Source organism: Bradyrhizobium sp., from assembly GCF_004799405.1.
Taxonomy (GTDB): domain Bacteria; phylum Pseudomonadota; class Alphaproteobacteria; order Rhizobiales; family Xanthobacteraceae; genus Bradyrhizobium.
On sequence record NZ_SSMW01000070.1, the window covers coordinates 1 to 25661 of the forward strand.

Below are 25661 nucleotides of genomic sequence, written 5' to 3' on the forward strand. Positions count from 1 at the left end.
TGGTGAGCCTTATGCGAACCACCGACGTACCAGCCTCTTCCAGTGTGCCTTTCTGCTCAGGTGTCAGCATCTCGATAACCTTTCGCAGTGATCTTTCCGTGATATTGAGGATTACCAACCTATTTATCAACGACCCAAGAGCCTCCTCCAAATAGCATACATCGCGTAGCTGTCGAGCTTGCAATAGGCGCGCAGCGCGTCGGCAATAGTGGTTCGCTCACCGGCCTCGGTCCCGGCGGCAGTCATAGCCCACCACTGCTCCGACGCCGCAGTCCCCTCCTTAATTGCCATTCCGTCGTACGACAACTCCGGAACCACCACAGGCAACACGTCTTTAATCGACGTACTCCCCCGGAAATCCGGATGCACGTAGTGCTGCTTCGCAAAAATGTCGCGCAAGTCTCGCACCTGACCGTTGATACGTTCCATCTGGCTGGCGTATTCGCGCAGACGCTCGCCAATCTCCTTGTTCACTCCCCGCTCAAATGGGGCGTACCACACAATCACCGTCCCCTTAGGATCGATATATTGATCAAGCAATTGTGCGACCGCGCGGGTCGGGTCGCTCCGGTCGAGCTGCAAGAACTCAACGTGCTCAGGCTTCGTCTCAGCATCGCGCAGCGTGTGCAACGAAAATTGAAATGGAATTTTCACATACGGACCATACCCATCGAATGCTGGGATGGCTGGCGCATAGGTTTCGTAGTCGAAGAAGTACAGTGGGAACGTATATGAACCAAGTATCTGCTCAATCTCGCCTACGTCTATAATAGACTTCTGACTCTTATGTGCGCGCACTTGCATTAGTTGAGCGTCGCCGAGTTCATACTCGTCCGGCACCTCATCGATGACAAAAATACGCTCGTCCATCAAGTATTCAATCTTCTTCTTACTCTGCCCAATCCGCACAATGTCGTGCACCGAGTATTCCGGGATTTCAGGATGCGAGTAGGCGAAGGTCCGACAATGCCGGCTACGCCCACTCAAGTGGCAATCACATCCGATGTTGGGCTCAATAGCCTTGTTGAGATATTCTCGTGCAGCATGCATATCTTCAAGCAAACCTGCAGAAAGTGCATCGACCTGGTCGGTGCTGTCGGACACGGTAAAGAGGGCTTGAACGTCTAGATTTCCCGCCCGGATGTACTCTTTGTTGAGATGCACGATATTCGCGTGACCGACTGTTACGCCGGCAAACTCTAGCACGTGCTTTTGGAATCCCAGATCAGAGATGTGATCCCTGTCTTCATTCCCTTCCTTCTTAGAGTTGGTACCCTTTATCTCGAACAGGTCCCACGTTCCCGGCATGGCTCCGCGTTTGATCACGTCGCATTTTGCAAAAAATCCGCCAGCTAGAAAAGTCGCCTGAAAAATGGCATCCGTATCGCCGGCCATCAGCCGGCAAGTTTCGTTCACCGCTTGGTCGCCGGTCGCAGAGACCAATACTGCGCCGGGAAATAGCTTCCTCGCTTCGGCTTCCACCTCATTGCCCTGCTCCAGCAGATGCTTATCAAATTCGGTCAGCGTGAAGCTTTCGACCAGCTCAGGCTTGTGCAACCTCAACCAAGTGTCCTTGGGGCAGATTTGATATTGTAGAAATGTAGATTTTGAAATTGAAAGCATAATACATCCAACTACCTGGAAGAAGCTTCCTTCCAGAATACACCGTTCCTGGTGATCCTAAAAAGCTTGCTTTTATTCGCTGAATCAACATGGTAGACAAGATATAGAGAAGCACCGTGTGTGAGAGCTATACGGTTGAAAGAGAGTGCGATCGATTTCATGATCAATTACGATATCAAATACAGGCTCGCTAGCGCTGTTGGCAGAGCCTGATACGATGCTCGACAATCTCCCCCAGAGCGTCCGTTATGTGAAGATCGGCGCAGGCGGCAGATGGTGGGGAGCAGCGAAGGCTCGCGGGCAGCTTCACTGCGGATGGTGGTTCGTTCCCCGCGATCTGCTGCGTACAGCTGATTTAGCTCGTATCAAAGATTGTATTCAGCATCACGTCGCATACAAGCATCCGGGAACCGCCACTGCGGATTTCAATGCGCTGCGGGTGGTACTTGAGAGACCAAGCCAACACGTTTGGGTCACGTTTGAGGACGGCTGCCTGTGGTGGTGTACCGTTCGTGACGGAATAACAGTCAATGAGGATAGAGAAACAGAAAAGACAGAGGGAAGTTTCTGGCTGACCTGCGATCGTCCGTGGAGTAACCAATCGATTGGTGGGACACTCCTTGTGAGACGAGACCTACCGGGAAAAGTTGCGGCGGTAGCGGGATTTCGGGCGACGATATGCGAGCCGAAAGGCTCGCTAGAGATTCTGCGGATCATTCAGGATCGGAAAGACCCAGACTCAGTCGAGGCAACGCAGGCACGCGAAGCGTACACGGCCGCAGTAGCGAAATTAATCAAAAAGCTTCATGATCGCGATTTCGAGTTGCTTATCGATCTCATCCTTGCGCGCACTGGCTGGATAAGAATAGCGAAGCTGGGCGGGGTGAGCGAAGGGACCGACATTGAGGCCGAAAACGTGGCCACGAACGAAATCGCATTTGTGCAGGTAAAAAGTGAAGCCAATCAGATTACGCTTAACGACTATGTCAAAAGATTTCAGGCGCGAACAGAGTTCTATGACCGCATGATCTTCGCGGTTCATTCTCCGATTGGTGGAACCCTTGCGCCTCCGGAAGATGAACCGGCGGTGCAGGTCTGGGAAGGCAACCGGATTGCTGAACTCGCCGTGCGGCTTGGACTCGGTGAGTGGATTGCTGATCGTCTATGAAACTCGAAGTTAAGTCGCGGCAGATAGCCACGTCAAAAAACGTGAGCTAACAGGGCTGTTAGAGCCGCGATCACTGCCCCCACTGCGATTGCCATGAGAGAGTCTCTAAGCTTCGCGCCAAACTGAATAACTAGCGGCTTTAGAAGGATCGCGATCGCCTGCACTCTTACCAAAAACACAGACAGCAACCCACGGATCGCCTTCACCTCTGCAAGACGCTGCTCTCTCACATCGACATCGGCAAAATCGTTTGCTTCCGTAAGTACTCTCTCTAAATGCTCGACTGCCTCAATTGCTTCCTTATAGGACGCGCTATTGTGGTCCAGAGGCACAACACGATCGGCCGCCGGTACCGATTCTTCGGTTTTTTCATCTCCCACGCGTCGCAAGTAGCGGATAAGTTCTCGGCTCATCGGTCGGAATACTTGGTCGACGAACGCTTTCGAACTGTCGTTGATATTTCTACCCGATCCGGGAACGTACATTTTGCCTAGAGGGCCGATATCCACTTTACCGCCCGCAATAGAACGGAATAAGAGCAACTGCATTCCTAAACGCTGATCGTTCTCCGTTGGCCACTCCAGCGTCGGCACACCGGGTTTTTGATTTCGCCCCTGCATCGAAAACCAATGAGAGAAATCTTGGCTCGATTGAAGCTTCGCAATTGCCTTTGCTGCTCCCGGCTCACCGTCCAAGTAAGCGAACCATTCTTGTAAGCGCAGTGGTACGAATGCGTGCATCGCGAGCCTCACCTCGTCGGTCAACTCCTCGTAGGTCGCGTGAAAATTGGAAATGTGCTTCTCAATTACCATGGCGTATCCCATTTTCCCTACGTGCCATCCGGCGGAGTCGGCGCGGGTCCGGTAGTCAAACCAAATGCTCCAGTTTGCGGAATGTAATACAACGTATAATCAGTCAACGGCTCATTATCATTCATTCTCGCTTTAATCGTTTTGGGCGGATCGTAGCTTTGGATATAAATTTCGACGAACTGTCGAATAAAGTCGAACAGGTTTCCCGCTTTGCAATAGAGCGCATCGAACTCATTCCAAGGAATGACACGCGGCTGGCCTCCATTGCGTTTTCGGATGCGCAGCCCCTCTGCGGCAATGATGTAGTCAGCGTGGGCGATCGCGTTTCGCAGATCGGAATCAAATGCCTCCTTGAACACGTCAGACAATTCAAACAAGCCCAGGTCGTACGCATGGCCCATCATGTTTTTCATGATTTTATTGGCATTCGGATCGATTGCGCGTCCGGTTTTCTCATGTTTCGTTACAAGCGATTGGAACGGCCACAGATTGTTTCCCTTCCCCTCGACCGTTAACATCATTTTCTTTGGCATCTCATAAAAGCCAGCGCCCTCTGCGATCGTTAGATAGAACGCGAGCATGATACGGACGCGGACCAAGCTGTCCTTTGGCAGCGACTTTATATGTTCGGTGAATTGATCGAACGCACGGACCGCTTCTTCGCCCGTATTCCACCCGCCGTCCTGCATACCCCGAAACTCGGGCATCATAGCCATCACGAAGTGCAGCTCATTTTTCGCCTTTGCCTTCTCGAATAAGTCCTCAAGGGCACGCTTCGCCTTGTCGTAAAAAGCTTGATTTGGATCTGGTTCGGTCGGCGCCATCAGAACTCCCCCACGTGGGCAATCTCCAAATCGACACTACCAGTGCTTGCAAGTATGTTCGAGACCTACGGGCGAACTGACATGGAAAAGCCATTGACAGGAACTAATTGCAATCTGCCAGTAGCTTCACTGATTCGAGGCACGTCATGAGCGATGTAGCGCTGCCGCTTCCCGGGTCTGCCCCGGTTACGCCGTACAAGCTGTTTCTTTTGATCTTTGCGATCTTCGCAGTCTGCACGGCGATAAACCTCAGCCTCGTTGGCTCAAAGATCGAAGAAGAGAAATGCGATACTCGATCAGGGCCGTTCAGTTCTGGCTTCAACGCAGGATTCCAGACGAGTAGCTGTACCTGCAATCGCTATTTTAGTTTTGCCGAGGCCTGTCCGACACCGGCAACCCTGTTGCCGCTGGATTTCACGACAGGCCTGTAGGTTTTTGCTTCTTGGTCTAGCTAAGCGTTGCCACCCTGGCTGGCCGCCCGCTTCAATCTGTTTGACCGTCTCGCGGATGGCTCTCATTTGAACGTCAATCCATCCAGTTGACCGGCAGATTGCCCTCCAGTTCGACATCGCCGAATTTCCGCACCGCGCGCGCGTCGTTCGACGGCCACTTCTGCAATACGTCGAGGGCTAATCGCTAGAAATTTCGGGGTACAAAAGACCCATCACTCGAAAGGACGTTTGGAGAAGGCCATGTACTGACTCTGGGGGAAGCGCCGCGGTCAGGATGTAGCCCAAAATGGCCCCGACAAAAACGGTGAGCCAATCTTTCCGGCCGAGTCGATTGGAAGCGTCGATAAGATAGTCAAGCTTTGCGTCCAGGGCCTTTGTTTGCACTGGCGAGAGCGGGTACGTTTCTTTCTCATACTTCGCAAGCTCTTGGAGTCGCGCTGCAATCTCTCTTTGCTCTTTTGGAGTGAACGGTCTGTTCTCCGTGACAGCATTAGAACCGGCTTCGAGCAGCTTGGCCTCGCGCTGAAACTCAGCCCATAAATCGGGCGTTTCAAGGTCTCGTTTGACTTCTTCAAGCCACCTACTGACCCGTGGCATCAAAGACTCCCAGCCACCGGGACTGTATGGCCAAGCCGAGGCGTCCCCCACCACGTATTGCCCGACGTAGTAGCCTGACTCACGCCTCACGATAAAACACGACGCGGACGATTTGTGTTTGATTTGGACTTCGGTGCCGGAATCACTTAGATCAAAGTTTCCGGGGTCGAGACCCACGGTCTGGATAGCTTTAAAAATTTCGTTCCTGTGCCACTTCTGCAGTAGTGGGGTAAGTGATTCCTTTTTCGGTTTTTTAGCCGATTTAACCATGGTTCCATGCCTACCGGCGCGCTCTTTGGGGAAAAGGCGAGCCTACTACCTACGTCGCTGGGGGAAAATGGGAAACATGCAGACCCTTGTGTGGGCATCCGAGTGCATTTCGCAGCGGTCACCGAGCTCGGCCGCTAATACTTCGCAAAATGTATATTGCACTAAACCGCTATGGCGGTAGGGAGTCTGCGGATCGGGGAGTGCCCGGCTTATTCGATCACCTCGTCGGCGCTTGCGAGCAGCGTCGGCGGCACGTCGAGGCCCAGCGCCTTCGCGGTCTTGAGATTGATGACCAGCTCGAACTTGGTCGGATTCTGTACCGGAAGATCGCTCGGCTTGGCTCCACGCAGGATGCGATCGACGTAGGCAGCGCCCCTCTGAAACAGGTCGACGACATCAATCCCGTACGACATCAGACCCCCGTTCATGGCCATCCAAAATCGGAATGGAAAGATGCACGGCAGGCGGTGGAGAGCAGCCAATGCCGCGATCCGATCATGGTTCGGTCCCATGACCGGGGCTGGCAGTACAATTAGGCCACCGTTCGGCTCCTGCGCAAACGTCTCGATTGCCTGCTCTATCTCCGCCGTATTGTGCACATCGGCTGCTGTCACGTTGATCTGCAATGAAGGTGCGGTAGCTTCGGCTGCACGCAAGAATGCGACATTCGCGGCGATGTCTTGATGAAGGAGGGCCAGTGCACGCGTGACGCGGGGCGCAATCTTCTTGATAAGCTCCAGCCATTTGCCCCCAATTTCGGCTTCGAAATTGGTGAAGCCGGTCAGGTTGCCGCCAGGACGCGCCAGGCTATCGACGAAACGGCTACCGACCGGGTCGCCCACCTGGATAAAGACGATCGGTATCGTGCGGTTCACTTGCCGAAGTGCGGATAAAAACGCATTACTGTGCACCACGATGACGTCCGGACGGAGCTCGACGATCTCCGCCGCATATACGCCCATGCGCTCGACCTCGGGACTGATGCGATAGTCAAAGCGGACGTTGCGACCCTCGGCCCAGCCAAACTCGAGCAATTTTTCCACGAGCGCCTCGATACGGCGCTTCGTTTCCGGATCGGTCTGCGGAGCGCCCATCAGCACGCCGATCCGCCGCATTCGCTCGGGCTGCTGTGCACGCGCGGCAAGCGGCCACGCCGCCGCGCCGCCACCGAGCAGTGTGATGAACTCGCGTCGCCTCATGTGCCCTCAAATCGAGAGCCAAGCGTATCACATTTTCGAGGGGCCGAAATCGCGTTATGCGGCACAGCAAAGTCGAAGGTCGAATAGTACAAATGGGTCAAAAGCCGAAGTCTCTGAAAGAACCGAAGTTTTTCGCTTTACCCCAAGCCGACATTGCTGGGCACCGCCGAAACCCACAAGGCGTTGCCGGGCGCGGTTGGGAGTACGCGGATAGGGAAGCGGCTAGGTTTTGGTGCGCCGCCGCCGGCGCAAGGGCCCGTACCAATCGTGGCGGCCGGTATCTTCGATCGCCGCCATCCATCCGAAGTCGAATGCGCTCTTCGAGACGTCGAAGCTCACGCATTGCTGCGCTACGCAACTCATCCTTTGTCAAGAACTTCGGCTGGTTGTTTTGCATGAACGGCACGAGCCAGTCGCGGCTTCGCTGCCATTGCTCTGCAAATTTCTCCGAAAGTTCCTGCTGTCGGGTCTTTGTCATCGCAGCATCACATCTCAACACGCTAAACTGATCGGTCAATGCCGGTCGGGGAATATGGCTCCGTAGAGCCATTCCTCAAGCGCCGCAAAATATCTGTTTTCCGACCCTTGCGAATGGCTGATGATGGGGAAGTGCTCGTGGCCGTTGAACATCCTGTCTGAGAAGATTGCACGTTCGTGCAGTTCAACAGACAGGAGTATCCGATGTCCGAGCAAATCTCAGCGCTGCGGCAACGCATGATTGATGACATGACGATCCGCAACATGTCGCCATTAACCCAGAAGGCATATGTCCGCGCAGTCAAGAACTTCAGTAAACATTTTGGCAAGTCACCGGACCAGCTCACGTTCGAGCACGTGCGCGATTATCGATTGCATCTCGGTTCCCGCGGCCTCGGAGTACAGGCCATCAATCAAAATATGTGTGCCCTGCGGTTCTTTTACGGAACGACGCTCGGCAAAGCCGCAGTGTCCGAACAGATACCACTGGGGCGCAGGCCCGATGCATTGCCACCCGTTCTTGCGCGAGATGAAGTCGAACGCTTCTTGAAGGCCGTGAGCGACCTTGAGTTCCGAACCGCGTTTGTGACGATCTATGCTGCCGGCCTGCGCGTGTCGGAAGCGGTCGCGCTCACCATCAAGGACATCGACAGCGCCCGGATGGTGATCCACGTCCGCAGCGGAAAGGGCCGGAAGGATCGCTATGTCATGTTGTCCGAGCAGCTGCTCGGCATTCTTCGTGCCTATTGGAGGTGCACCCGTCCTCAACACTTCCTGTTCCCTGGCCCCGACCCGGCCCGTCCCATCACGGTGCGTTCCCTGCAACGCGCCTGCCGCCTTGCCGCCGAGACTGCCGGCTTGGATAAGATGGTCACCGTCCACACGTTGCGGCACAGCTTCGCCACGCACCTGCTGGAGCAAGGGGTGGACATCCGCGTCATCCAGGACCTGCTGGGACACCGGCATGTCGACTCCACCGCTCGGTATGCCCGGGTCGCGGTCAATACGATCCGACAGGTAAAAAGTCCCCTTGACGCCCTGAACATCGGCAAGCCGCCTCCCGCATAAGTCGCCGGACATGTCCCGGCCGAAGCTGGAGGTGGCGGATATCTTCCGCCGCCACAGTGAAGCCTGGCGCAGGGACAGCGCCGGGCATGTGAACTGTGCCCAGCTACGCGTCATGTCGGCGATCGAGGCCTGCCGTACCGCCGCGCTCGGCGGTCATGTCGAGCGCTGCGAGGACTGTGCCCACACGCGCATTGCCTACAATTCTTGTCGCAACCGGCATTGTCCCAAATGCCAGTGGGCTGCCGCCGCCCAATGGCTCGCGGCGCGCCAAGCCGAGCTGTTGCCGGTCCCCTATTATCATGTGGTGTTCACCCTGCCGGCGCAGATCGGTGCCATCGCGTATCAGAACAAGGCCAAGGTCTATGGCCTGCTGTTCACAGCAGCGGCCGAGACGCTCATCACCATCGCGGCCGATCCCAAACACCTCGGTGCCAAGATCGGCTTAACGGCCGTGCTCCATACGTGGGGGCAGAATCTCGATCACCATCCCCATGTCCATTGCATCGTACCGGGCGGCGGAATATCCCCTGATGGCAAGCGTTGGATTGGCTGCAGATCGGGTTTCTTCCTGCCAGTGCGCGTGCTGTCGCGCCTGTTCCGGCGGTTGTTTCTGCAATATCTCGACGCGGCATTCGTTGCCGGCGAGCTTCAGTTCTTCTCCGATCTCACGGCACTCAAAGCTCCTTCTGCATTCAAACAGTATCTCGCGCCGCTGCGCCGGAGCGAATGGGTGGTCTTTGCCAAGCGTCCATTCGCAGGCCCCGAGCAGGTGCTCGCCTATCTTGCCCGTTACACTCATCGCGTCGCCATTGCCAACAGCCGTTTGATCTCACTGTCCGACGGCAAAGTCTGCTTCCGCTGGAAGGATTATCGCCAGGACGGCAAGGGCAAAGCAATGATGCTCCAAGCCGGTGAGTTCATCCGGCGCTTTCTGATGCACACCCTGCCGGACGGCTTCCATCGCATCCGTCACTACGGCCTATTCGCCAACGGTCATCGCGCCGACAAGATCGAACTATGCCGCAAGCTGCTGGCGGCGCCTTCTGCGCTCATGAATCGCGACACCGATGATTGTGAGAAGGTCGCTCCGGCCAACGAACCGCCACCCTGTCCATGCTGCGGCGGCCGAATGAAGATCATCGAGACGTTCGAAAGAACTCACGGAAGCCGAGCTGAGTCTCATGGTGCAAGAAGGTTCGACAGCTCATGACCGTAGCATTCCGCCGCTCGCGCATGCTTGCCGTTCCTTACCCACGCCGCAGAGCCCTGGACGCTCCGGTGAGCGTCGGACTTCGCGCCTCCTCGGATCGGCTAAGCTCTCGGGCACTCAAACCCGCCAAACTTCGTGCTCGCTGTCACTGTCAAACGCTGCGGGCCAACGCCAATCCCCGTGCACGGCACCTATCGCCCTCGCAAACGACAACCATCACGGCGCGCCGAGAGGCAAAATCCCCATAGCGGCAGCACCGTGGCGCTCCGCGGTTTCGTGCAAGATGGTTTCTGTAACGGCTGTCCTTGACGAGATCAAAGCTGCGATAGCGCTTGCCATCAGCCATCACAGAAACCTAAATATTGTGCGAAGTTAGATGCATAGCTTCGACGAGGTGCCGTTAATTTCTCCCGGTCTCTCAGCATCACAGTCCGCGAGCCGACGTAGATAGGGGCCAAAAATGCTCGTGATTATTTTATTTCTGTTTTTTCTCCTACTATTGCTAGGGGCGGCGCTAACATTCACCAACCGTACTATTCTCCGACAGAATATCTTTGAGATGCTTATCCTGTTCGCGGTCTCCGTAGCATTTATGCCTTCTTTAAATGGAAGACCCTTTATGGGTCTAGAATATGAAGATGCGTATATGTTCGCCGCGAACTCCCATTACCTCCTTTTTAATCAGGAGTTTTCAGTCGACCCGCTCGAAACTCATGCGTGCGCATTTGGCAGCTCATCAGACTGCAAGACAGAAGTGATCTTCGGGGGCCATTTTATTACAGTGCCGTCGTTAGCCTACTTTACCCACAAGTTGGTCGGATATCATCCTTATGCCGTGTGTTGGATCAACTATGTAGCTTCAGTGATTTCAGCATTTTTGCTTTACTTTCTTTGTCTCAACCTCGTAAGAGATAGAGCGTGCTCCCTTTTGGCGGCGCTTGTGTACGCCTTGTGTCCTGCAATCTTCTTATTTCATAGTAGCGGCTTAGCTGAAACGACCTCCTCATTCTTTCTTGTCATATATGTTTTTTGTTTTATTAGTCTATTCATCAACAAGAAAAGCTATCCCGAAATCATAAGCTGGCTGCTCTGGGGCCTACTCGGCATTTCCCTTTGCCTAGCACTGCTGACTAAGCGTGAAAATCTAGTACTGCTGGCATTGCCCTTATTTGCGCTTCCCGCGACCTCTCTAAGGTGGTCACGAGAAGTAAGAAATCTTACTCTATGGGCTGGGATTACAATCCCTCTGGCAATCGTGCTTACAATTGGATTCAAAATATTTCAGATTGAAACTGGAGAGTCCGGTGATATAGGCGCGCCAACTTTTTCTGTTCAATACAGCGCCATCCTCATACCATTATTCTGTAGGGCATTTCTAACATTCAAGTGGTTTGGCATATCGACACTCATTCTTCTCTGTGGAATTGCCGCAATGCTCCGACCATCTGTAAGACGTTCTGGTTGGCCGGTCGTGCTTGGCTTATTTTTTGCTTATTTGATTGTTTATACCAGCCATTATCGAAGCTATTATTTTGTAAAGTACGGTTCTGTTACAGAATTCGGTTCGCTCCGATATATAACAAATTTCTTGCCGTTCTTTGCCGCATTGACTGCGTTGGGCCTAAACGAAATCCAAGTCTTGGCTAAAGATATTGGAGGCCGTTGGGATGGATGTGGCAAGCTGGTAGTTAATGGAATCGCAGCGGTTTGGGTTCTCAGCTCTGTGGGAATGATACACTCTTTACACACGGAATGGGGGGATGAAGAATGGGATAACCGAATTTCTCCGGTTTTAAATACACTCCAGAAGGTTAGTCCGCGTGAGGATTACATTTTAACGAATCTATCTGTGATCTTTCAGGTGTTTGCTGGTTCGAACGTAAGGATTGTTGATTCATATTCGGTTGGCACCGCGCTTCCTGTAGATTCATTGATCAAAGACCTAAAGACAGCGCACACGATTTGGTGGTTACGCCCTAACGATGCTGATGTTGAAGATACAAAACGTTACCCGGAATTCTATCAATTCGTCCAGCAGTATGAGGTGACGGAGTGCGCAAGTGGATTCGGGCCATATTCATTATGTCATCTGATAGTACGATAGGGTTATGGTCAGGCCCGGCTCTTTCACCGCCTCTTGAATCAGGATATAGGCGCGGCCCCGAATTTCCAGGTTAGGCAGCATCGATCCAATCTACCATAGACCCGCGCGCGCGGCCCGAATTGTCTTGTCATTGCACCATCTGCGAACTTGAGACCCCGCCCTACCCTATTGGCGGGGCGTAAGGCGGGGTATCCATCAACTTGGTTCGCGACTAGTCGTGACCGGTCGAACCTCTTCGATGTAGGCAATATGCTTCGCGACGGATGTGGGGGTGATCATGTATTTTACGCCGAACTGGGTTTCCCTCCGGCGGCAATCGAGGTCGCCTTTGGCGCAATAGCGTTGGATCGCACGGGTGGTCCGGGGGTGGCCGGCGTGGTCGTAGCGCTCGGCCGCTTCGTCCACGGAGAGGGAATACTCGCTGTCGTCAGTAGTCGCGACCTGTCGCGACAAGTCGTCGGTCATGGCTTTGATGATAACCCGCTCGTCCCTACCTCTCGTCGGGTTATCCCCATATCGACCGTCAGTCATGCCAGGTGATGTCAACGATTAATGGAAATGAGGAAAGATGAGAGATTTCGATAGGTTTAACCCGTGCTAGTATCCAGCACGCGAATGTTGCCCAAATGGACCTACGATCAAGAGCATAACTTGGAAAACCTGATTACGCGGCGCGTACAGATAGAAAAGGATCTGTTTTTTGAGTATGAGGTCAGCCCCCATCGCGCAATATTGGCGCGGATGTCTGGGGTGTCGCCTAATGATCTAACCGAAGCAACCTCCTCACCCCAGGAGCTAGCTGAGCCTGCGAGCAAAGTCTCGGATTTGGCGCTGCCAACAGATACAACAAAAGCGCCGGTTGGCATGCGCATTCCGTTTAGGCAAGTTCGTCTGAAGGGACAAATCAATCCCTTGAAGCCCCCGCTCCATGTGGAGACTGTGTTGATTGGGCGGGCGCTGGGACAGCAGACGGGGTATCTATTCGGGGTGGGTTTTCGAATCCGCGATGATGGATATGTCGAAGGCGAATTTGTCGAGGGGGCTCAAAAATTCACCTCTTTCGAGAAGTTTCGAGAAGAAGTAGGTTGCCGACTGGCAAAAACTTCGATCTGAATCCTTCGATTGAAATGATGGCCGAGTTGGTGGGCACCCAAGGTAGGCTGGTGCGCTCGAATAGCTCGTCGGCGAAGCCGACGATCTCAGGAATTTCACCAATCAAAATAACGCCTAACCTTTGGGAGATGGAATATGAACAGACAACTTGTCATCATGTGCGTTGCCGCCTTGGGCTTTTCTTCGCTGCCGTCTCAATCTTGGGCTCAGGCAAAGACAGCTAAGGCCTGTACGGAAGAGTGGAGAGCCGATAAGGCCGGCTTCCAGGCTAAAGGTATAACCGAGAAGGCGTACGTTGCAGAGTGTCGCGGCGGCGGAGCCGCGACCCCGACTGCAGCTCCAGCGCCCTCTGCACCGCCTCCAAAGCCGGTGATTGCAGCACCTGCTCCGGCGCCCTCAAGTGCCGGCCAGGCGAAAACCGCTAAAGTGTGCATCGAGGAATGGCGGGCTGATAAAGCCGGCTTTCAAGCGAAAGGAATAACTCAAAAAGCCTATGTCGCGGAATGCCGCGGCGGACCCGCGGCGGTTCCCACCGCAGCTCCGGCTCCAGCGCCCGCACCCGCCGCTCCGGCACCGAAGCCTACGGTTACCGCGCCTGCTCCGGCGCCTGCTCAAGCTCCAGTCGCAAGAGCACCTTCTAACGGCACCCCGTCGGGAGCAGGTCAGTTCGCAACCGAAGCTCAAGCGAAAGCGAACTGTCCAGTCGACACCGTCGTTTGGGTAAATTTGCGTTCGAAAATCTATCACTTCAGCGGCACTCGCAACTACGGGACGACGAAGAACGGCGCGTATATGTGTGAGAGAGACACCGCCGCTCAAGGAATGCGCGCCGCTAAAAACGAGCAACATCCCTAAGTTACCAAGGACAACGCGGCTGCTCTGCCGCGTTGTCCCTTGTATGCTCGGTAGGAGTGAGTTGCGAAAGCCGTGAGGCACTTTAGACGATGGCGGCTTTGGGTGCGCTGCAACAGCGTATGCACTAGGTCGCTTGGGATTTCCCAAGGGATCCAGCGGCATAAGCATCTTTTGCCTTATCAAAAATTGTTTTTCATCTGTATTGCAACTTATCCAAAACTTGGGTCTACTTATCCGATTGTGGCAAGGGGGTAGAGAATCATGCCGGGTCGGTCGAAAACTATATTTTCGCTAGGTGCCGCTCTCGCGTCTCTCGCTGGTGCGCAGGTCGTTAGCACTGAAGCGCAAGCGACAGGTACCAGTACTGACGCAATTGCTCCGACGAATGAGGCTGCAAGTGCGGACGCGCAAATGAAGGCGAGCGGACATTTTCAGGTCGGAGAAGATCTTCTCGGGTTCGTAATGACCCGGCAGGCCGATGGGACACTGGTGGCGCAGCATGCCTCTCATGCTTCTCATGCCTCCCACGCATCACATGTCTCAAGTCGCTAACGAAAAACGCGCTGCGACGATCACGATTGACGTAGATTTTGATGCAAGCATTCAAACGCTGAGTGCGTTGGAGGCTGCTGCGTATCGTCTGATTGGAGTAGCAACCTGCCAAATCGAAAAAACCGGCGGCCGATTTGTCTGTCATCTTGCCGCGCAAAATGACCGGGCAAGTGGGGGCTTCGCGGTAACCGACGCCGATGCGCTAAAAGTACGTTTCCTCGACCTTGTTACAGACGAAAACCTGAGGACGCGCGTGTCGGAAAAAACTGACGGCGTTCGCAACGTCATCTTGGCGCTTGCCTTTGGATCATTGGCCGCATCCCAAAACGACTAACGCACAGCATTGGCTGACCATGGCTCGTTTTCTCGCAGCCGAAGCATTTAGCTCGCCAAGCGAAGAACTCGCCTTGTTGCCGTTCAACTTTGAGCGAACAGGTACTGAGCAGTTCCTAGTTTCAAACATGGTGGGCGATTTCATCCGACTAACAGAGGATGAGATCAACAAGTTGATTGATCTGAAAGTGACGCCCGGTGACGGCCTATACGAGAGGGCCTATGCAGCTCACTTGATTACCGGCTCACGTCAGAAGAGTCAGCAACAGCTCCTGGCCCTGCGCCTTCGAAGCCGAATGTCATTCCTGCGCGAGGTGACGCCACTTCATATGTTTGTCGTGACTCTGCGTTGCGAGCACTCGTGCCCCTACTGCCAAGTCTCGCGGCAAAGCACCGACCGCTCACGATTTGACATGAGCGAAGCGACGGCACAACGGGGACTCGATATCGCGTTCGAAAGCAAATCGTCGCGGATAAAAATCGAATTCCAAGGTGGCGAACCGCTTCTCAATTTTGGTCTGATCAAGATGATCGTCTCGGCCGCGCAAGCAAAGTCGGCTGTCCTGAGCAAAAAAGTTGATTTCGTAGTCGCGACGAACCTCGCGCTGCTGGACGACACGATCCTTGCTTTCTGTAAAGCCAATGAAATTCTTCTTTCAACCTCGCTGGATGGTCCGGCGGACCTGCACAATAAGAATCGACCACGACCGGGCGGGAACAGTTATGAGTTGGCGGTTAGTGGCATCCGCCGCGCGCGCGAAGCGCTTGGACCGGATCGGGTCGGGGCGCTTATGACGACCACCGAAGCCAGCTTGGGTCGAGTAGATGAGATAATCGACGAATACCTGAAACTAGGTCTGGACGGCATTTTTCTTCGACCGCTGTCTCCGTTCGGTTTTGCGATCAAAACCAAACAATATCATCGTTACACTGCAGAGAGTTGGCTTGATTTCTACAGGCGCGGTCTTCGGCGAGTTCTGGATATCAATCATCAAGGGACTCCGTTTCGGGAGTTTTATTCGTCCTTGGTTCTGACGCGCATGTTGACCGACAGACCGATCGGCTACGTGGACCTACGAAGTCCAGCCGGGATCGGAATAGGCGCTCTGGTCTACAACTACGACGGTGGCGTGTTTGCTTCCGATGAAGGGCGCATGCTCGCTGAGACGGGCGACAATGCCTTTCGACTCGGACATGTCGATGAAGACAACTATCGATCCCTTGTCCTTTCGGACAAGCTGGTCGACGCAATTTCCATGTCGCTGACGCAATGTGCGCCCGAGTGCTCGACCTGTGTGTTCGAAAGTCACTGTGGCGCAAATCCCGTGCATCACCATGCCACCCAGGGCGATGCCTTGGGCATTAAACCTCTTTCGGATTTTTGTGCGAGGCAGAAAGGAATTATGCGTCATTTGCTGCGGATAATGGACGAGTCACCGCGAGACGCGGCGATATTGCGTCGCTGGGCCGGCTCATGACCCTTGCTTTATCTGGAACAGCTGACCGTTGTCGCGGGTTTGAACAGCATACGAGGTCGGTTATCCGCCTAAAGGCGCTTGGCGATGCGCGATCCAGCGCGGGAGCCGACTTTACCGTCGTGCGGACAAGCGATGACCTGAAGCGCGTAATTCAGGATAGTCACGAAGCGATCTTCGCTATCGACGATGGTACTGGTTGTTTTCTGTCGAGTGAAGGCCTGCCCCGTCGCGCGATCACGGTCCCGGCTCAATTTTCTTATCTCGCCCCGGGAGACGTAATCGGCATTCATACTCCGTCACGAAAATTCCGAACTCTTTACCGGCATAACTCCCGTCATAACTCGTTTTTGGTTACGGAGCGTTGCAATAACTACTGCTTGATGTGTTCGCAGCCGCCGAAAGATATTGATGATCGGTGGATTTTGGATGAGATACGACAGAGCCTGCCTCTCCTAGACAAGGAAACGCGTACCTTGACGTTTACTGGTGGAGAGCCGCTTTCTGATTCGGTCGAGTTCATTGGCCTTCTTGCTGATTGCCGCGATCAGCTTCCGAAAACGGCCGTACAGGTATTGACGAACGGCCGCGCGTTCGCAAAGTCGGAAATTGTCGATGCCTGGCGAAAAGTGAACCATCCCAGCTTGATCGCAGCTATTCCAGTCTATGCGGCGGTTGATCATGTGCACGACTATGTAGTGCAAGCCAAAGGCGCCTTTGACGAAACTATCCTTGGAATATTGAAGCTTAAAGACAGAGGTCAGCGCGTCGAGGTGCGTGTCGTTTTGCATGCGCAGACTGCGCCAATAATTTTAGATACGTGTCGGTGGATTGCGCGAAACCTCTCATTTGTTGACCACGTTGCGCTGATGGGGCTCGAAAACACGGGCTTCGCCATCGCAAATGAGGCGCAGCTCTGGATCGATCCGATCGATTATCGGGCTGCACTAGCGGATGCAGTCGATGTTCTCGTCGCGGCTGAAGTCAACGTGTCGGTCTACAATCTGCAACGCTGCGTGCTTGCGCAGTCCGTGTGGCCGTACGCAGTCCAATCAATCTCTGATTGGAAGAATGCGTTTATTTCCGAATGCGAGCCATGTACCGAGAAGTCGAGATGTGCTGGATTTTTCAGCTCCGGTAGGCCACGGCGAAGCAAAGCGATAAGTCCGATTCTCTGACGGATTGTGACCTGAGATTAGATTACGAGGTGAACATGAGAGGGTGGTGGAGAGCCCTTCTTGTAGTTGTGCTATTACTCCCGACGCCAATGATCGCGTTGGCGTTCGAAAATAGTGTACAACTGTTTGCGGCCGAGACCGAAGCGCAAAAGCACTGCCCGGCTGATGTAGTGGTGTGGGTGAACACACCTACCGGCATTTATCATCTCAAGGGGATGCGGTGGTACGGAAACACGAATCATGGTGCGTACGTGTGCCAGAAGGAAGGTGATCAGGCAGGATATCGCGCGACAAGAAATGGGCAATAAAACAGAATACGCCGATCTGCCGGTGCCTGCACAACTATTTCAACGCAAGTACATCACTAGCCGCGTAGCACTGACGCGATAAGGCTGTATGGCCTGCCGAACAATAAGACAGGTTTCTAAGGGCATCACATGAGACAACAAACGTGGTTCGCCACAGTCGTATGCACAATCGCGGTACTGCCGGGCTTCGCTGTTGGTGCGCTATTCAAAGCTTTCTTGTACGTTTTCGGCGGCTGGGCAGAAGGCTCCGACTTCCTCTATCTGCGCGCAATCTTTGGCCTTGAAACTCCGGGCAAAATCTATGGATGGATATTTACCCAGGCGTTACCGGATACGGTTCAGGCGGTGCTTGCGGGCTATATCGCGGTGATGATTACCGAGAGAATATGCAAGGGTGCCGACAATGTTCTAGCTGTCAGGATTACAGGTGGAATCTACACGGGCTTTCTGATCTGTCTCGTTCTTTTCATCCTTGTGAAGATAGCGTCACCAAAGAAATGTTACAAAGCGCGTTGCAGTGCGCCGGATTGTGGGTGGGACTCAACACCGGCAGCCCACCATGGCCGCCTCGAAAAGCTACGGTCTAACTTAGGCAGATTCCGAGATTTGTATTTTGAAAAGTTCGGTTCAGTGGATTTTCTGACAACTCCAGCGTTGGCCGCTGAAGGGGTCAAATCGGAACTGTCACCAATATTCCCTTATGGGCTGTCGCTGTCTTGAGTTTGATGGGTGTATCGTTTCTTATCGCTCTCGTGACGAGCTTGTGGCTGAAGGACACGAGTGAAAATCAGGCACGCATACAAGCAGCCGACAATATCGTTAAGACATTTGGTGGGTTCTTTACCGGGTTGGCGACAACTTTGCTGCACTGAAGAAGGAGAAACCGGCCTAAGCGGGGTCAGTTGTCCGCCATTTCAGCGGCTGGCTCATCTCGCGTGTGACACTGCCCGAAGTAGGCTGGGCACGGTGCGCTTGCCCCTCACTTCAGCTTCCTCGAACTCGGCGGCGGCAATCGCCCGGTCGAGAGCGGCGCGCAGCTCCTTTGCTGTCTCCAGCGTCAGTTCAATCCCAGCCCGCGCCCCGGGTTCGAGGCTCGTATTGATGAAGTCGAGCGTGATGACGTCGCCCAGCGGTGCATGGCGCGCGTGGTCATAGGCAACCACCGCCTGCGAGAGCGGGAACCATTCGTCGCCGCGCTTTGCCATGCCCTCCGCACGTGCGATCTCGATAATGGACGTACACATGTCCGGGCCTCCTACTTCGCCAGATGCTTGCCGAAGAAGGCAAACACCTTGCTCCAGCCATCCATTGCCTGCTCAGGCCGGTAGAGCGGCCGGTGCCAATAGAAGATGCCGTGGCCAGCACCGTCGTAGCGGTAGAACTCGTGCACCTTGCCATGCTTCTTGAGCTCGGCCTCGTGCTGGTTCACTTGTTCGGGGCTCGGCGCGCGGTCGTCGTTGCCGAAGATGCCAATCAGCGGGCAAGAGAGCTCCTTGGTCATGTCAATCGGCGCGACGGGCGTCTTGGCATTGAGCTCCTCCTTGCCCATCACCACCCGGCCACCCCAGAGCTCGGCGCAGGCGTCGACGTCCTTCCTCTGGCAGGCATAGATGAAGGCGTGGCGGCCGCCGGAGCAGGAGCCGAAAATGCCGACCTTGCCGTTGTGATTGGACTGGGCGCGCATCCACTTCACGGCGGCCTCGGTATCGCCGACCATCTGGGCGTCGGAAATGCCGCCGTCCGCGCGCACTTTGGCGGCGACGTCATCCGGGTTGCCTTGGCCCGCACGCTCATAGAGGTTAGCGCAGATCGCGAGATAGCCGTGATGCGCGAACCGACGCGTCGTCTCAATGTAGAACTCGCTCCAGCCCGGGAGATGGTGGACAAGCACTACGCCAGGAAAGGGGCCCGGACCAGACGGCTTGGCCACATAAGCGGTAATCGAGGTTCCTTTGTCGCCTTGGATGGTCACGTTCTCGCAGGTCATGCCTCGGTAGAATAACATCAGTCCTCCTCCATGGGCGTCAGCCTTAGTCGTCCGTCGGTGCATCGCAGAGCCGCGCCGTCATCGATAACTGGCGTCGTCCAGATCGACGCTCAATCGAACTATTTTTTCATTTTAGCCGCAGCACGTCGAACCGCTTCCTCACTAACCTTGCCGGTTCTTTCTCTCATCGTGCCAAGCGTGGCATTCGGCGAAAACTGAGGAATGGGTTTGGGAAGATTTTTGTTGAGTGTATCGCTGCGTTTTTGTTGAATCTCACCCGCCTTAGGGGAATTCTTATCGCGATGACGGCCGTCTAGTCCAGGTTCTTTCATAGTCGAGACTCCTTGTTGGTACTAATGCCGAAACGTTGAAGGGTGAAGACCTCCTTTTGCTGACTACGAATTTGGAGGCGCAGACTTTCGATCTCAGCGTAGATGAATTGAAGAGTCATAGCGCACTCAAATCATCCGGCACGTCGCCGAATTTTCTTATCACCTTGGCATCGCTGAAATCGCCGGTAGCAGGGTCACCAGTGCGGCTAAAGGCGACTGCGCCGACGTGACCTTCTTTGCGGGATAACGCGTCAGCGCGCATCACAGCGGCGTTTGGATTGAAGCATTCCGTAGGCTCGCCAGCGGCAACGCCGTCATCGGCAGCGAGGAACGGCAGCGCGACGTAATAGGTGACTTCGGCCATGGCCTGACTCCAACCACTTGACCTGACCGGCGAACAATGTTCTCTATATGTTCTTTTGTCAACAGACCCTCGTTTCTGTAGGTAGCGAGGAGCGTAGCGGAACCTTTTTGGTTGTGTCAGTCTCTTCCTACCCGCACGTGTTGGGGGAGCATGGCAGTTCAAAAAATTGAGGTGGCGGCCCTAAATATCGTGGCTTCGCCGCATCCGAAGGGGGTCTACCGCGAAATCCTTTCGGCTATTGCGAACAAGGAGGTCACTCTTTGGGGCAGCGACCGTGGCAAGATTACCGAGTTCCAAGAAATGGAGGACAAACCGAACCTGCTATATGGTCGCGTATTGGTTTGGGGAGAGATTGATAAAGACGGAAAATGGCTGAACAAAAACAAAAACATCGAAGCCACTCCTGAAGAGAAGCAAAAAATTGCGAAGGCAATACCTGAGGATTACGAACCCAACTTCCGATCTTTCTATTTCGTTTTTATCGAGGATAAACATCGGTTGATCTTTGAATCAAAAAACGAATTGGATCAGCACTTCGCACCTTCCCGCGCAGAAAGAATGTTTCAGCGCCTGTTCGACAGGCACCTTCCAGATTCCGCCTCTGCGGTGGATGTAACCGCAATACCGGAGGACGAAACTTTAGAAGCTATCTTCGCGATTCCAAAGTTGAGGCGTTTGGAGATTTTCGTGAAGAGACCTAATGCTGACGATTCTGCTGACGCTGAACAGCGTATTCTGAATCGGATGGAGAGGCAGTCTGCGGGCGGCCTCAAGACAGAACTAACGAAGGCACCAAAGAAGAAATCGCTTACTCCCGATAACGGTACCAAGAGCATGGCCGCAGTGGCGGCGGCGGGGAATGGTCATGTCACCGGCGAGGGCAAGGATGCCAAGGGCAAAAAAGTTTTTGAGTCAACTAAGGAGCATCCAAAAATCCGCCCAGTCGAGGTTGAAGGCGCGTCTTCGTTCGCTGCGTTCCTATCTGCGCTCCGTTTCTTTTCTTAGGCAGTGGGTTGGTCTACTAGGTGCCCTTCAACGATATTGGAATATCTACGGCGGTTGGTGGGCACTTTTTACGTCGCCATACGTGCATCTCGCGCTGATTCTGACAATTCTGTGCCTGCCATTTTGGCATGATAAAGAAACCAGGGCCGCCGATATTACGTTAAGCGCGGTTCCAAATTTGCTTGGATTTTCGGTAGGTGCCTTAGCAATTGTTTTGGCGTTCTCGTCAGCCGATATTTTTTCGACACTTGCAGAAGATGGAAGGCCAAAGTCGTTTTTTATGACACTTACGACGAGCCTTCTCCATTTTATTTTGGTGCAGGTAGCCGCATTATGTGTGGGCGCTCTTGCCAAAATCACAAACACAGGATGGCTGGATGTCGTGAGCCTATTCCTTTTGTTTTACGCTGTTTTGTCAACTTTTGCCGCAGGCGTTCACTTGTTTCGAACTGCGGTGATCTACAACACCAAGGCAGGACTTGACCTCAAAGGCAAATCTAATGGAAGAAAAAAGGAAAACAGCGGTTTGATTTGACCAACTCTTGCAGACGATGGTGACCCAACCCGTTCCTTCGGAAAAGACCCCCACAGTTATCCCACAGAAACTCCATGCGTGGACGTGCGAAGACACCGCTGCTTATCAGCAAAAATGGCTGATTTTGATGGGTTTCTCTGCTAGATCACTGCGCTCATAACGGTCTGGTTCCTGGTTCGAGTCCAGGCATGCCCACCAATGTTTTCAGGGGTTTTTGGTGCCCCTTCCCGCTTGGCTTTTTCCTCAACCAGCGAAACAACCAACGCTACCTTCTTCGGCGGGGTTGGCCGCGATCCCATAGCTTCCGCAGCCCCGCGTAAATGGTCGGGGTGGTGATGACCATAGGTGTCCCGAAGGGTCTTCTCGCTCATACCCAGAAAGCCCGCCGCTTCCCAAATAGGAGCCGCACGCTGCATCAACCATGTGGCTGCGGTATGTCGCAGGGTGTGCGGCTTCACGTTACCCAAGGTTAAATCGGTACAGTCTGGCCATGAAAATCAACATGGCGCAGGTGCGGGCCGCGCGGGCTTTGCTCGATTGGACTCAGGCCGACTTGGCCGCAGCGGCAAAAATCGCTCTACCGACCGTTAAGCGGTATGAGACTGGTTTACGCACACCAATTCCGGCTATCATGGCCGCTATCCGACGCGCTCTAGAAGCGGCAGGCGTTGAGTTCATCCCGGCCCGAAACGGCAGGGGCGTTGGCGTGCGGTTGCGAGAGGATAAAGAGAAATGACTCCTGAACAATCCAAAAAGCTAAAGGTTGGTACCCGTGTTTGCTTCAATGGCATCCAAGCGGATGGCGGCAAGGTAATGGCGACAAATGCGAACTACGTCACGATCAAATGGGACGATGGCCACGAGAGCCATTCGGGCCATAGCGGAATGCAGCGGGTTGAATTGGCGAAGCAATGACCGGCGATCAGTCGCGCAAACTCCTAGTAGGCGACCGTGTTTGTTGGGGGGAACAATTCGGCACGGTCACTGAAAAGAATTGGGCGGGCGTAACCATCAAATGGGATAACAGCAAAGAGCAGTCCATTATCCACAACGACATGGTACCGGTTGAGTACGTGCCGATGAAATTGGTGTGATCGCGTTGGTTGCCCCGCTAAAGGCCCGGTCCGATCATTTTTGCGATACCTTCATTTCCGCCGTTCATCAAATCCAACAAGCTTTTGCTGCCAATTGATGGCAGGTTCATCATAGGCGCGATCAAACATCCGCTCGCGTGATTATCGGTGCTGCCCAAACTACGGCTGACAATTCCCTTCGTTATGATACCTCCGCCAACCAAAATAGGGCTGCCGCTCATTTTGCCCGGAATTTTAGCGTTGAATTCGAAATTGGGTCCCGGCGTGGCGTTTTGCTTCTCGGTGATGTTGTCAGGATAAATGGTTGTTACGGAGCCTACGGAAACAATTAATTCAGGCTGATAGTCGTCGCCACCGGCTAATCGAATATTCCTCATTTCGGGATAACCGATCGCCACGGCACGGTCACCAAGCTTGAGACTATACAAGCCAATGTTCAGCGGCTGGTAGGGGCCAATCGCGGCTCGTTCTCTAACCTTGCAAACCGCGATATCGAGGTCGGGCTTATACTCAGGCTTTTTATGCAGAAGCGGGCTCTCAACATCTTTGCCCCAAAAATACGCCCACTCAAATGGGCACATGAACCATTTTGCTTCCCGCACTTCCGGATGAATTTCGAAGGGTGCATTCTTCATGGCCGGGTTGGCGGGGAGCAAAACGCCAAAATGCAAGTCTTCGCCAAACTTATGCGCATTCTTACCGACTTGACTAACGGTGGCATAATCTTCATCGACTGGATCACGGATGACGTGAGCAGCGGTCATCAACAAACCTGAAGCGCTGATAAAAAAACCGGTGCCAATGCATCGAATCTCTTCATCGCCGTCATTCCACGCAATGACGGGCACGATGCTTTGACGCACTAGAAATTCAGTCGTTCCAAAGGTGGCGAAGAAATTGTTGATGACAGGGCCGGGGCTTTGGGTCATGAGGTTCACTTCGCTTTTGATTTTGAAATAGTCCTTTGAACACCCCTCTCGTGGTTTCAGGTCGATGCCCTTAAGATCGTGACCGGTCCAAACGCCCGCCTCGTTCTTTCTCCAGATAGATTTTAAGATTCCGATTGTGTCTTTTGGCGTTTGTTTCATATGCTTAACCTAGTGCCGCGTGGCACCGTCATCGTCTACAAAGCCGTTCAGTAGCCGTGGCGGGTTGTCCTGATCGCTTGCACTACAGTCGGGACAGCGCATACCAGCGCCGCCGCACTCGCACGCGGGCCAAGGACGCTGCGGATGGTTCTCGCAAACCCAAAGCGAATCTTCGCACCGCGTGCATTTCTTCAATGCATCCTGTGAAACGTGACGAAGCTATCATCAGGCCGGGCATTCCGTCAGCGGGTTTCTTACGGCGTTTTCCCAAATCTTCCCACCTCTTCATATCTTTTCATACTTTTTCCGGGGGAACATAGAACATACGCAGCGAGTTATATTCTTCACAAACCACGAGGAAACGATATGAAACTCTCAACAATTGCGCTGGCTGGAGCGCTTGCAATGTCGAGCACCTTCGCATTTGCCCAAGGCGGCAAAGCTATTGGTGCAGAGAAAAACGCCCACCGGGGCACGGAACACAGGACCATCGGTATGGGCCGGGGTCCTGTTTATAGCCGGAACCCCAGTGGCGACCCGAACGGCCCGGCTTCACTGAGCGGAAGCGGACCATCAACATTCGGCGGGAACTCACCCGGCGTCATAAGGTAAAAGTGAAAGCCCCGGACAATGCGGGGGCTTTTTATGTGGGAATGAAACTATCAACCTGCAACTCGCCTACTTATCGTGCCGGAACATAAGACATTCCTGGCGATTGATATTCCTAAACGTCACAGAGGAATGAACAATGAAACTTACAACAATAACATTGGCCGCAGTCTTAGCCTTGAGTTCAGCGGCGGCGCTCGCTGCCGGTGCGGGAGCAGGCGGCGGTGGGACTGGCACCGGGAGCGCTGGCGCAAGCCCGACCAACAGCAATCTAGGTGGCTTGGGTGGAAGCCCGACCAACGACAATCTCGGTGGCACCACGGGAACCGGGTCGGCTTCGACCACGCAGTCAAAGCAGCCCCGCAGCAACCCGTCACAGGACACTCAACCAAGAGTAGGCAAATAGAAAGAAAAGCCCCGCTGTTATGCAAGGCTTTTTTCGTTATCTACTCTTAGCTCTCATTGGCGTTGCGTAACGCGTCTTCATGACCTTATCCAAACCACCGCCCGCCGCGTGTTGATCCACAGCGGAAATAATGATGCTGTGAATATCTACGCCGCCTTCGCTGCGCTTCGACGTGGTCGCCTTCTTAAGTGTCTCGGCTGCGCGAGCGTTGCGCGGGTCGTCTGGATATTGTTTTGCCTTCCGCGAACGAAAATCGCTGGTCTTGGTGAGGCCGACAACAATAGATTCGACGCAAGCGCGTCGGTGGTCTTCTTCAAAGTTCATAATACTCTTCTTGAATGGCCGGTGGAAATACCGGCGGGAATGCCCACGAAAAACACCGCTCGTGGGCGTGCGGTAGATAGATTCATTTCTGTTAAAATTGGCGTTGCGAGTAACCTTCAAAAGCAAGGTTAAAAGGCGGGTCAGATTGCGCTCCAACTTGCAAGTTGTATGGCTCGTATATGTCCACGTCGTTTCACAACGCAGACAAACGCACCCACCGGAAGGTTATGCTCGTGGGCTTGCTGTTTTGCGCGGTCTTTGTGGCCGTCAGCTTCTTTGCGAGAGAGCAGCCGGAGAAT

Annotated in this window: 29 protein-coding genes; 16 read left to right on the plus strand and 13 right to left on the minus strand. The window is 54.0% G+C overall.

The annotated features are described in order from the left end of the window. Positions 1-126: 126 nt before the first annotated feature. The gene (locus E7813_RS10415; protein WP_291573487.1) at positions 127-1623 is read right to left on the minus strand and encodes a DUF2779 domain-containing protein; all 1497 of its coding nucleotides are present in this window, start codon (positions 1621-1623) and stop codon (positions 127-129) included. Positions 1624-1840: 217 nt separating this feature from the next. Here E7813_RS10415 and E7813_RS10420 point away from each other — a divergent pair, with 217 nt between their 5' ends. Continuing rightward, the gene (locus E7813_RS10420) at positions 1841-2791 is read left to right on the plus strand and encodes a hypothetical protein (protein WP_291573489.1); all 951 of its coding nucleotides are present in this window, start codon (positions 1841-1843) and stop codon (positions 2789-2791) included. A gap of 32 nt (positions 2792-2823) precedes the next feature. Here the strand turns inward: E7813_RS10420 and E7813_RS10425 are convergent, their stop codons facing one another. Both E7813_RS10425 and E7813_RS10430 read right to left on the minus strand, forming a co-directional pair. Continuing rightward, entirely contained in the window at positions 2824-3603 is a 780-nt protein-coding gene (locus tag E7813_RS10425) for a hypothetical protein (protein WP_291573491.1), read from the minus strand. 17 nt (positions 3604-3620) lie between these two features. Beyond that, the gene (locus tag E7813_RS10430; protein ID WP_291573493.1) at positions 3621-4427 is read right to left on the minus strand and encodes a hypothetical protein; all 807 of its coding nucleotides are present in this window, start codon (positions 4425-4427) and stop codon (positions 3621-3623) included. 146 nt (positions 4428-4573) lie between these two features. Between E7813_RS10430 and E7813_RS10435 the strand changes: the two genes are divergently transcribed. Then, positions 4574-4858 carry a hypothetical protein gene (locus E7813_RS10435; RefSeq protein ID WP_291573495.1) on the plus strand — a complete coding sequence of 95 codons (285 nt, stop codon included), beginning with the start codon at positions 4574-4576 and terminating at the stop codon, positions 4856-4858. 198 nt (positions 4859-5056) lie between these two features. On the opposite strand, the gene E7813_RS10440 is transcribed toward E7813_RS10435, so the two are convergent. Together E7813_RS10440 and E7813_RS10445 are read right to left on the minus strand one after the other, a co-directional pair. Next, positions 5057-5746, minus strand: a complete 690-nt coding sequence (locus E7813_RS10440; protein ID WP_291573498.1) for a hypothetical protein — start codon at positions 5744-5746, stop codon at positions 5057-5059. A 209-nt stretch (positions 5747-5955) separates the two neighbouring features. Then, entirely contained in the window at positions 5956-6945 is a 990-nt protein-coding gene (locus E7813_RS10445) for an ABC transporter substrate-binding protein (RefSeq protein ID WP_291573500.1), read from the minus strand. A gap of 681 nt (positions 6946-7626) precedes the next feature. Here E7813_RS10445 and E7813_RS10450 point away from each other — a divergent pair. The 3 genes from E7813_RS10450 to E7813_RS10460 all read left to right on the plus strand — a co-directional run bounded on the left by E7813_RS10450 (position 7627) and on the right by E7813_RS10460 (position 11804). Continuing rightward, positions 7627-8490, plus strand: coding sequence for a site-specific integrase (locus E7813_RS10450; protein ID WP_291573501.1), 864 nt, complete (start codon positions 7627-7629; stop codon positions 8488-8490). A 10-nt stretch (positions 8491-8500) separates the two neighbouring features. Then, positions 8501-9700 (plus strand): IS91 family transposase, encoded by a 1200-nt coding sequence (locus E7813_RS10455; RefSeq protein ID WP_291573502.1) that lies wholly within the window; start codon positions 8501-8503, stop codon positions 9698-9700. A 460-nt stretch (positions 9701-10160) separates the two neighbouring features. After that, the gene (locus E7813_RS10460; RefSeq protein WP_291573504.1) at positions 10161-11804 is read left to right on the plus strand and encodes a hypothetical protein; all 1644 of its coding nucleotides are present in this window, start codon (positions 10161-10163) and stop codon (positions 11802-11804) included. A gap of 195 nt (positions 11805-11999) precedes the next feature. On the opposite strand, the gene E7813_RS10465 is transcribed toward E7813_RS10460, so the two are convergent. Further along, positions 12000-12269 (minus strand): hypothetical protein, encoded by a 270-nt coding sequence (locus tag E7813_RS10465; protein ID WP_291573505.1) that lies wholly within the window; start codon positions 12267-12269, stop codon positions 12000-12002. A gap of 186 nt (positions 12270-12455) precedes the next feature. Between E7813_RS10465 and E7813_RS10470 the strand changes: the two genes are divergently transcribed. The 6 genes from E7813_RS10470 (at position 12456) to E7813_RS10490 (ending at position 18338) form a co-directional block, all read left to right on the plus strand. Beyond that, the gene (locus E7813_RS10470; protein ID WP_291573507.1) at positions 12456-12917 is read left to right on the plus strand and encodes a hypothetical protein; all 462 of its coding nucleotides are present in this window, start codon (positions 12456-12458) and stop codon (positions 12915-12917) included. 1116 nt (positions 12918-14033) lie between these two features. Continuing rightward, positions 14034-14324 (plus strand): His-Xaa-Ser repeat protein HxsA2, encoded by a 291-nt coding sequence (gene hxsA2, locus E7813_RS26145; RefSeq protein ID WP_363331166.1) that lies wholly within the window; start codon positions 14034-14036, stop codon positions 14322-14324. Beyond that, positions 14308-14658: a hypothetical protein gene (locus E7813_RS10475; RefSeq protein ID WP_291573509.1), complete on the plus strand. Its 351-nt coding sequence runs from the start codon at positions 14308-14310 to the stop codon at positions 14656-14658. Before hxsA2 ends, E7813_RS10475 begins: the two co-directional genes overlap by 17 nt. Before the next feature lie 19 nt (positions 14659-14677). Continuing rightward, the gene (gene hxsB / locus E7813_RS10480; protein WP_291573511.1) at positions 14678-16135 is read left to right on the plus strand and encodes a His-Xaa-Ser system radical SAM maturase HxsB; all 1458 of its coding nucleotides are present in this window, start codon (positions 14678-14680) and stop codon (positions 16133-16135) included. Then, positions 16132-17310: a His-Xaa-Ser system radical SAM maturase HxsC gene (hxsC, locus tag E7813_RS10485; protein ID WP_291573513.1), complete on the plus strand. Its 1179-nt coding sequence runs from the start codon at positions 16132-16134 to the stop codon at positions 17308-17310. Before hxsB ends, hxsC begins: the two co-directional genes overlap by 4 nt. Positions 17311-17747: 437 nt before the next feature. Further along, on the plus strand, positions 17748-18338 hold the full coding sequence (locus tag E7813_RS10490; protein ID WP_291573515.1) for a hypothetical protein: 591 nt from the start codon (positions 17748-17750) through the stop codon (positions 18336-18338). Positions 18339-18544: 206 nt separating this feature from the next. On the opposite strand, the gene E7813_RS10495 is transcribed toward E7813_RS10490, so the two are convergent. The 4 genes from E7813_RS10495 to E7813_RS10510 form a co-directional block, all read right to left on the minus strand. Then, entirely contained in the window at positions 18545-18862 is a 318-nt protein-coding gene (locus E7813_RS10495; protein ID WP_291573518.1) for a DUF6295 family protein, read from the minus strand. A gap of 11 nt (positions 18863-18873) precedes the next feature. Continuing rightward, positions 18874-19623: a dienelactone hydrolase family protein gene (locus E7813_RS10500; RefSeq protein ID WP_291573519.1), complete on the minus strand. Its 750-nt coding sequence runs from the start codon at positions 19621-19623 to the stop codon at positions 18874-18876. A gap of 101 nt (positions 19624-19724) precedes the next feature. Beyond that, positions 19725-19937 carry a hypothetical protein gene (locus E7813_RS10505; RefSeq protein ID WP_291573521.1) on the minus strand — a complete coding sequence of 71 codons (213 nt, stop codon included), beginning with the start codon at positions 19935-19937 and terminating at the stop codon, positions 19725-19727. 115 nt (positions 19938-20052) lie between these two features. Beyond that, positions 20053-20301: a hypothetical protein gene (locus tag E7813_RS10510; protein WP_291573523.1), complete on the minus strand. Its 249-nt coding sequence runs from the start codon at positions 20299-20301 to the stop codon at positions 20053-20055. Positions 20302-20451: 150 nt separating this feature from the next. Between E7813_RS10510 and E7813_RS10515 the strand changes: the two genes are divergently transcribed. Continuing rightward, entirely contained in the window at positions 20452-21306 is an 855-nt protein-coding gene (locus E7813_RS10515) for a DUF4747 family protein (RefSeq protein ID WP_291573524.1), read from the plus strand. Between the two features lie 82 nt (positions 21307-21388). Then, positions 21389-21841 (plus strand): hypothetical protein, encoded by a 453-nt coding sequence (locus tag E7813_RS10520; protein WP_291573526.1) that lies wholly within the window; start codon positions 21389-21391, stop codon positions 21839-21841. Positions 21842-21981: 140 nt separating this feature from the next. On the opposite strand, the gene E7813_RS10525 is transcribed toward E7813_RS10520, so the two are convergent. Then, entirely contained in the window at positions 21982-22308 is a 327-nt protein-coding gene (locus E7813_RS10525; protein WP_363331167.1) for a hypothetical protein, read from the minus strand. Between the two features lie 23 nt (positions 22309-22331). Between E7813_RS10525 and E7813_RS10530 the strand changes: the two genes are divergently transcribed. Genes E7813_RS10530 through E7813_RS10540 form a run of 3 tightly spaced genes read left to right on the plus strand, consistent with a single transcriptional unit; the run spans position 22332 to position 22935 of the window. Next, a complete protein-coding gene (locus tag E7813_RS10530) occupies positions 22332-22577 on the plus strand; it encodes a helix-turn-helix domain-containing protein (protein WP_291573528.1) in 246 nt (81 codons plus the stop codon). Beyond that, positions 22574-22756: a hypothetical protein gene (locus tag E7813_RS10535; protein WP_291573530.1), complete on the plus strand. Its 183-nt coding sequence runs from the start codon at positions 22574-22576 to the stop codon at positions 22754-22756. Before E7813_RS10530 ends, E7813_RS10535 begins: the two co-directional genes overlap by 4 nt. Continuing rightward, positions 22753-22935 (plus strand): hypothetical protein, encoded by a 183-nt coding sequence (locus E7813_RS10540; RefSeq protein WP_291573532.1) that lies wholly within the window; start codon positions 22753-22755, stop codon positions 22933-22935. The genes E7813_RS10535 and E7813_RS10540 overlap by 4 nt, the downstream gene beginning before the upstream one ends. A gap of 17 nt (positions 22936-22952) precedes the next feature. Here E7813_RS10540 and E7813_RS10545 read toward each other — a convergent pair whose 3' ends face one another. Next, positions 22953-24023 (minus strand): serine protease, encoded by a 1071-nt coding sequence (locus tag E7813_RS10545; protein WP_291573534.1) that lies wholly within the window; start codon positions 24021-24023, stop codon positions 22953-22955. 1051 nt (positions 24024-25074) lie between these two features. Next, on the minus strand, positions 25075-25362 hold the full coding sequence (locus E7813_RS10550) for a hypothetical protein (RefSeq protein ID WP_291573536.1): 288 nt from the start codon (positions 25360-25362) through the stop codon (positions 25075-25077). Positions 25363-25661: the final 299 nt, after the last annotated feature.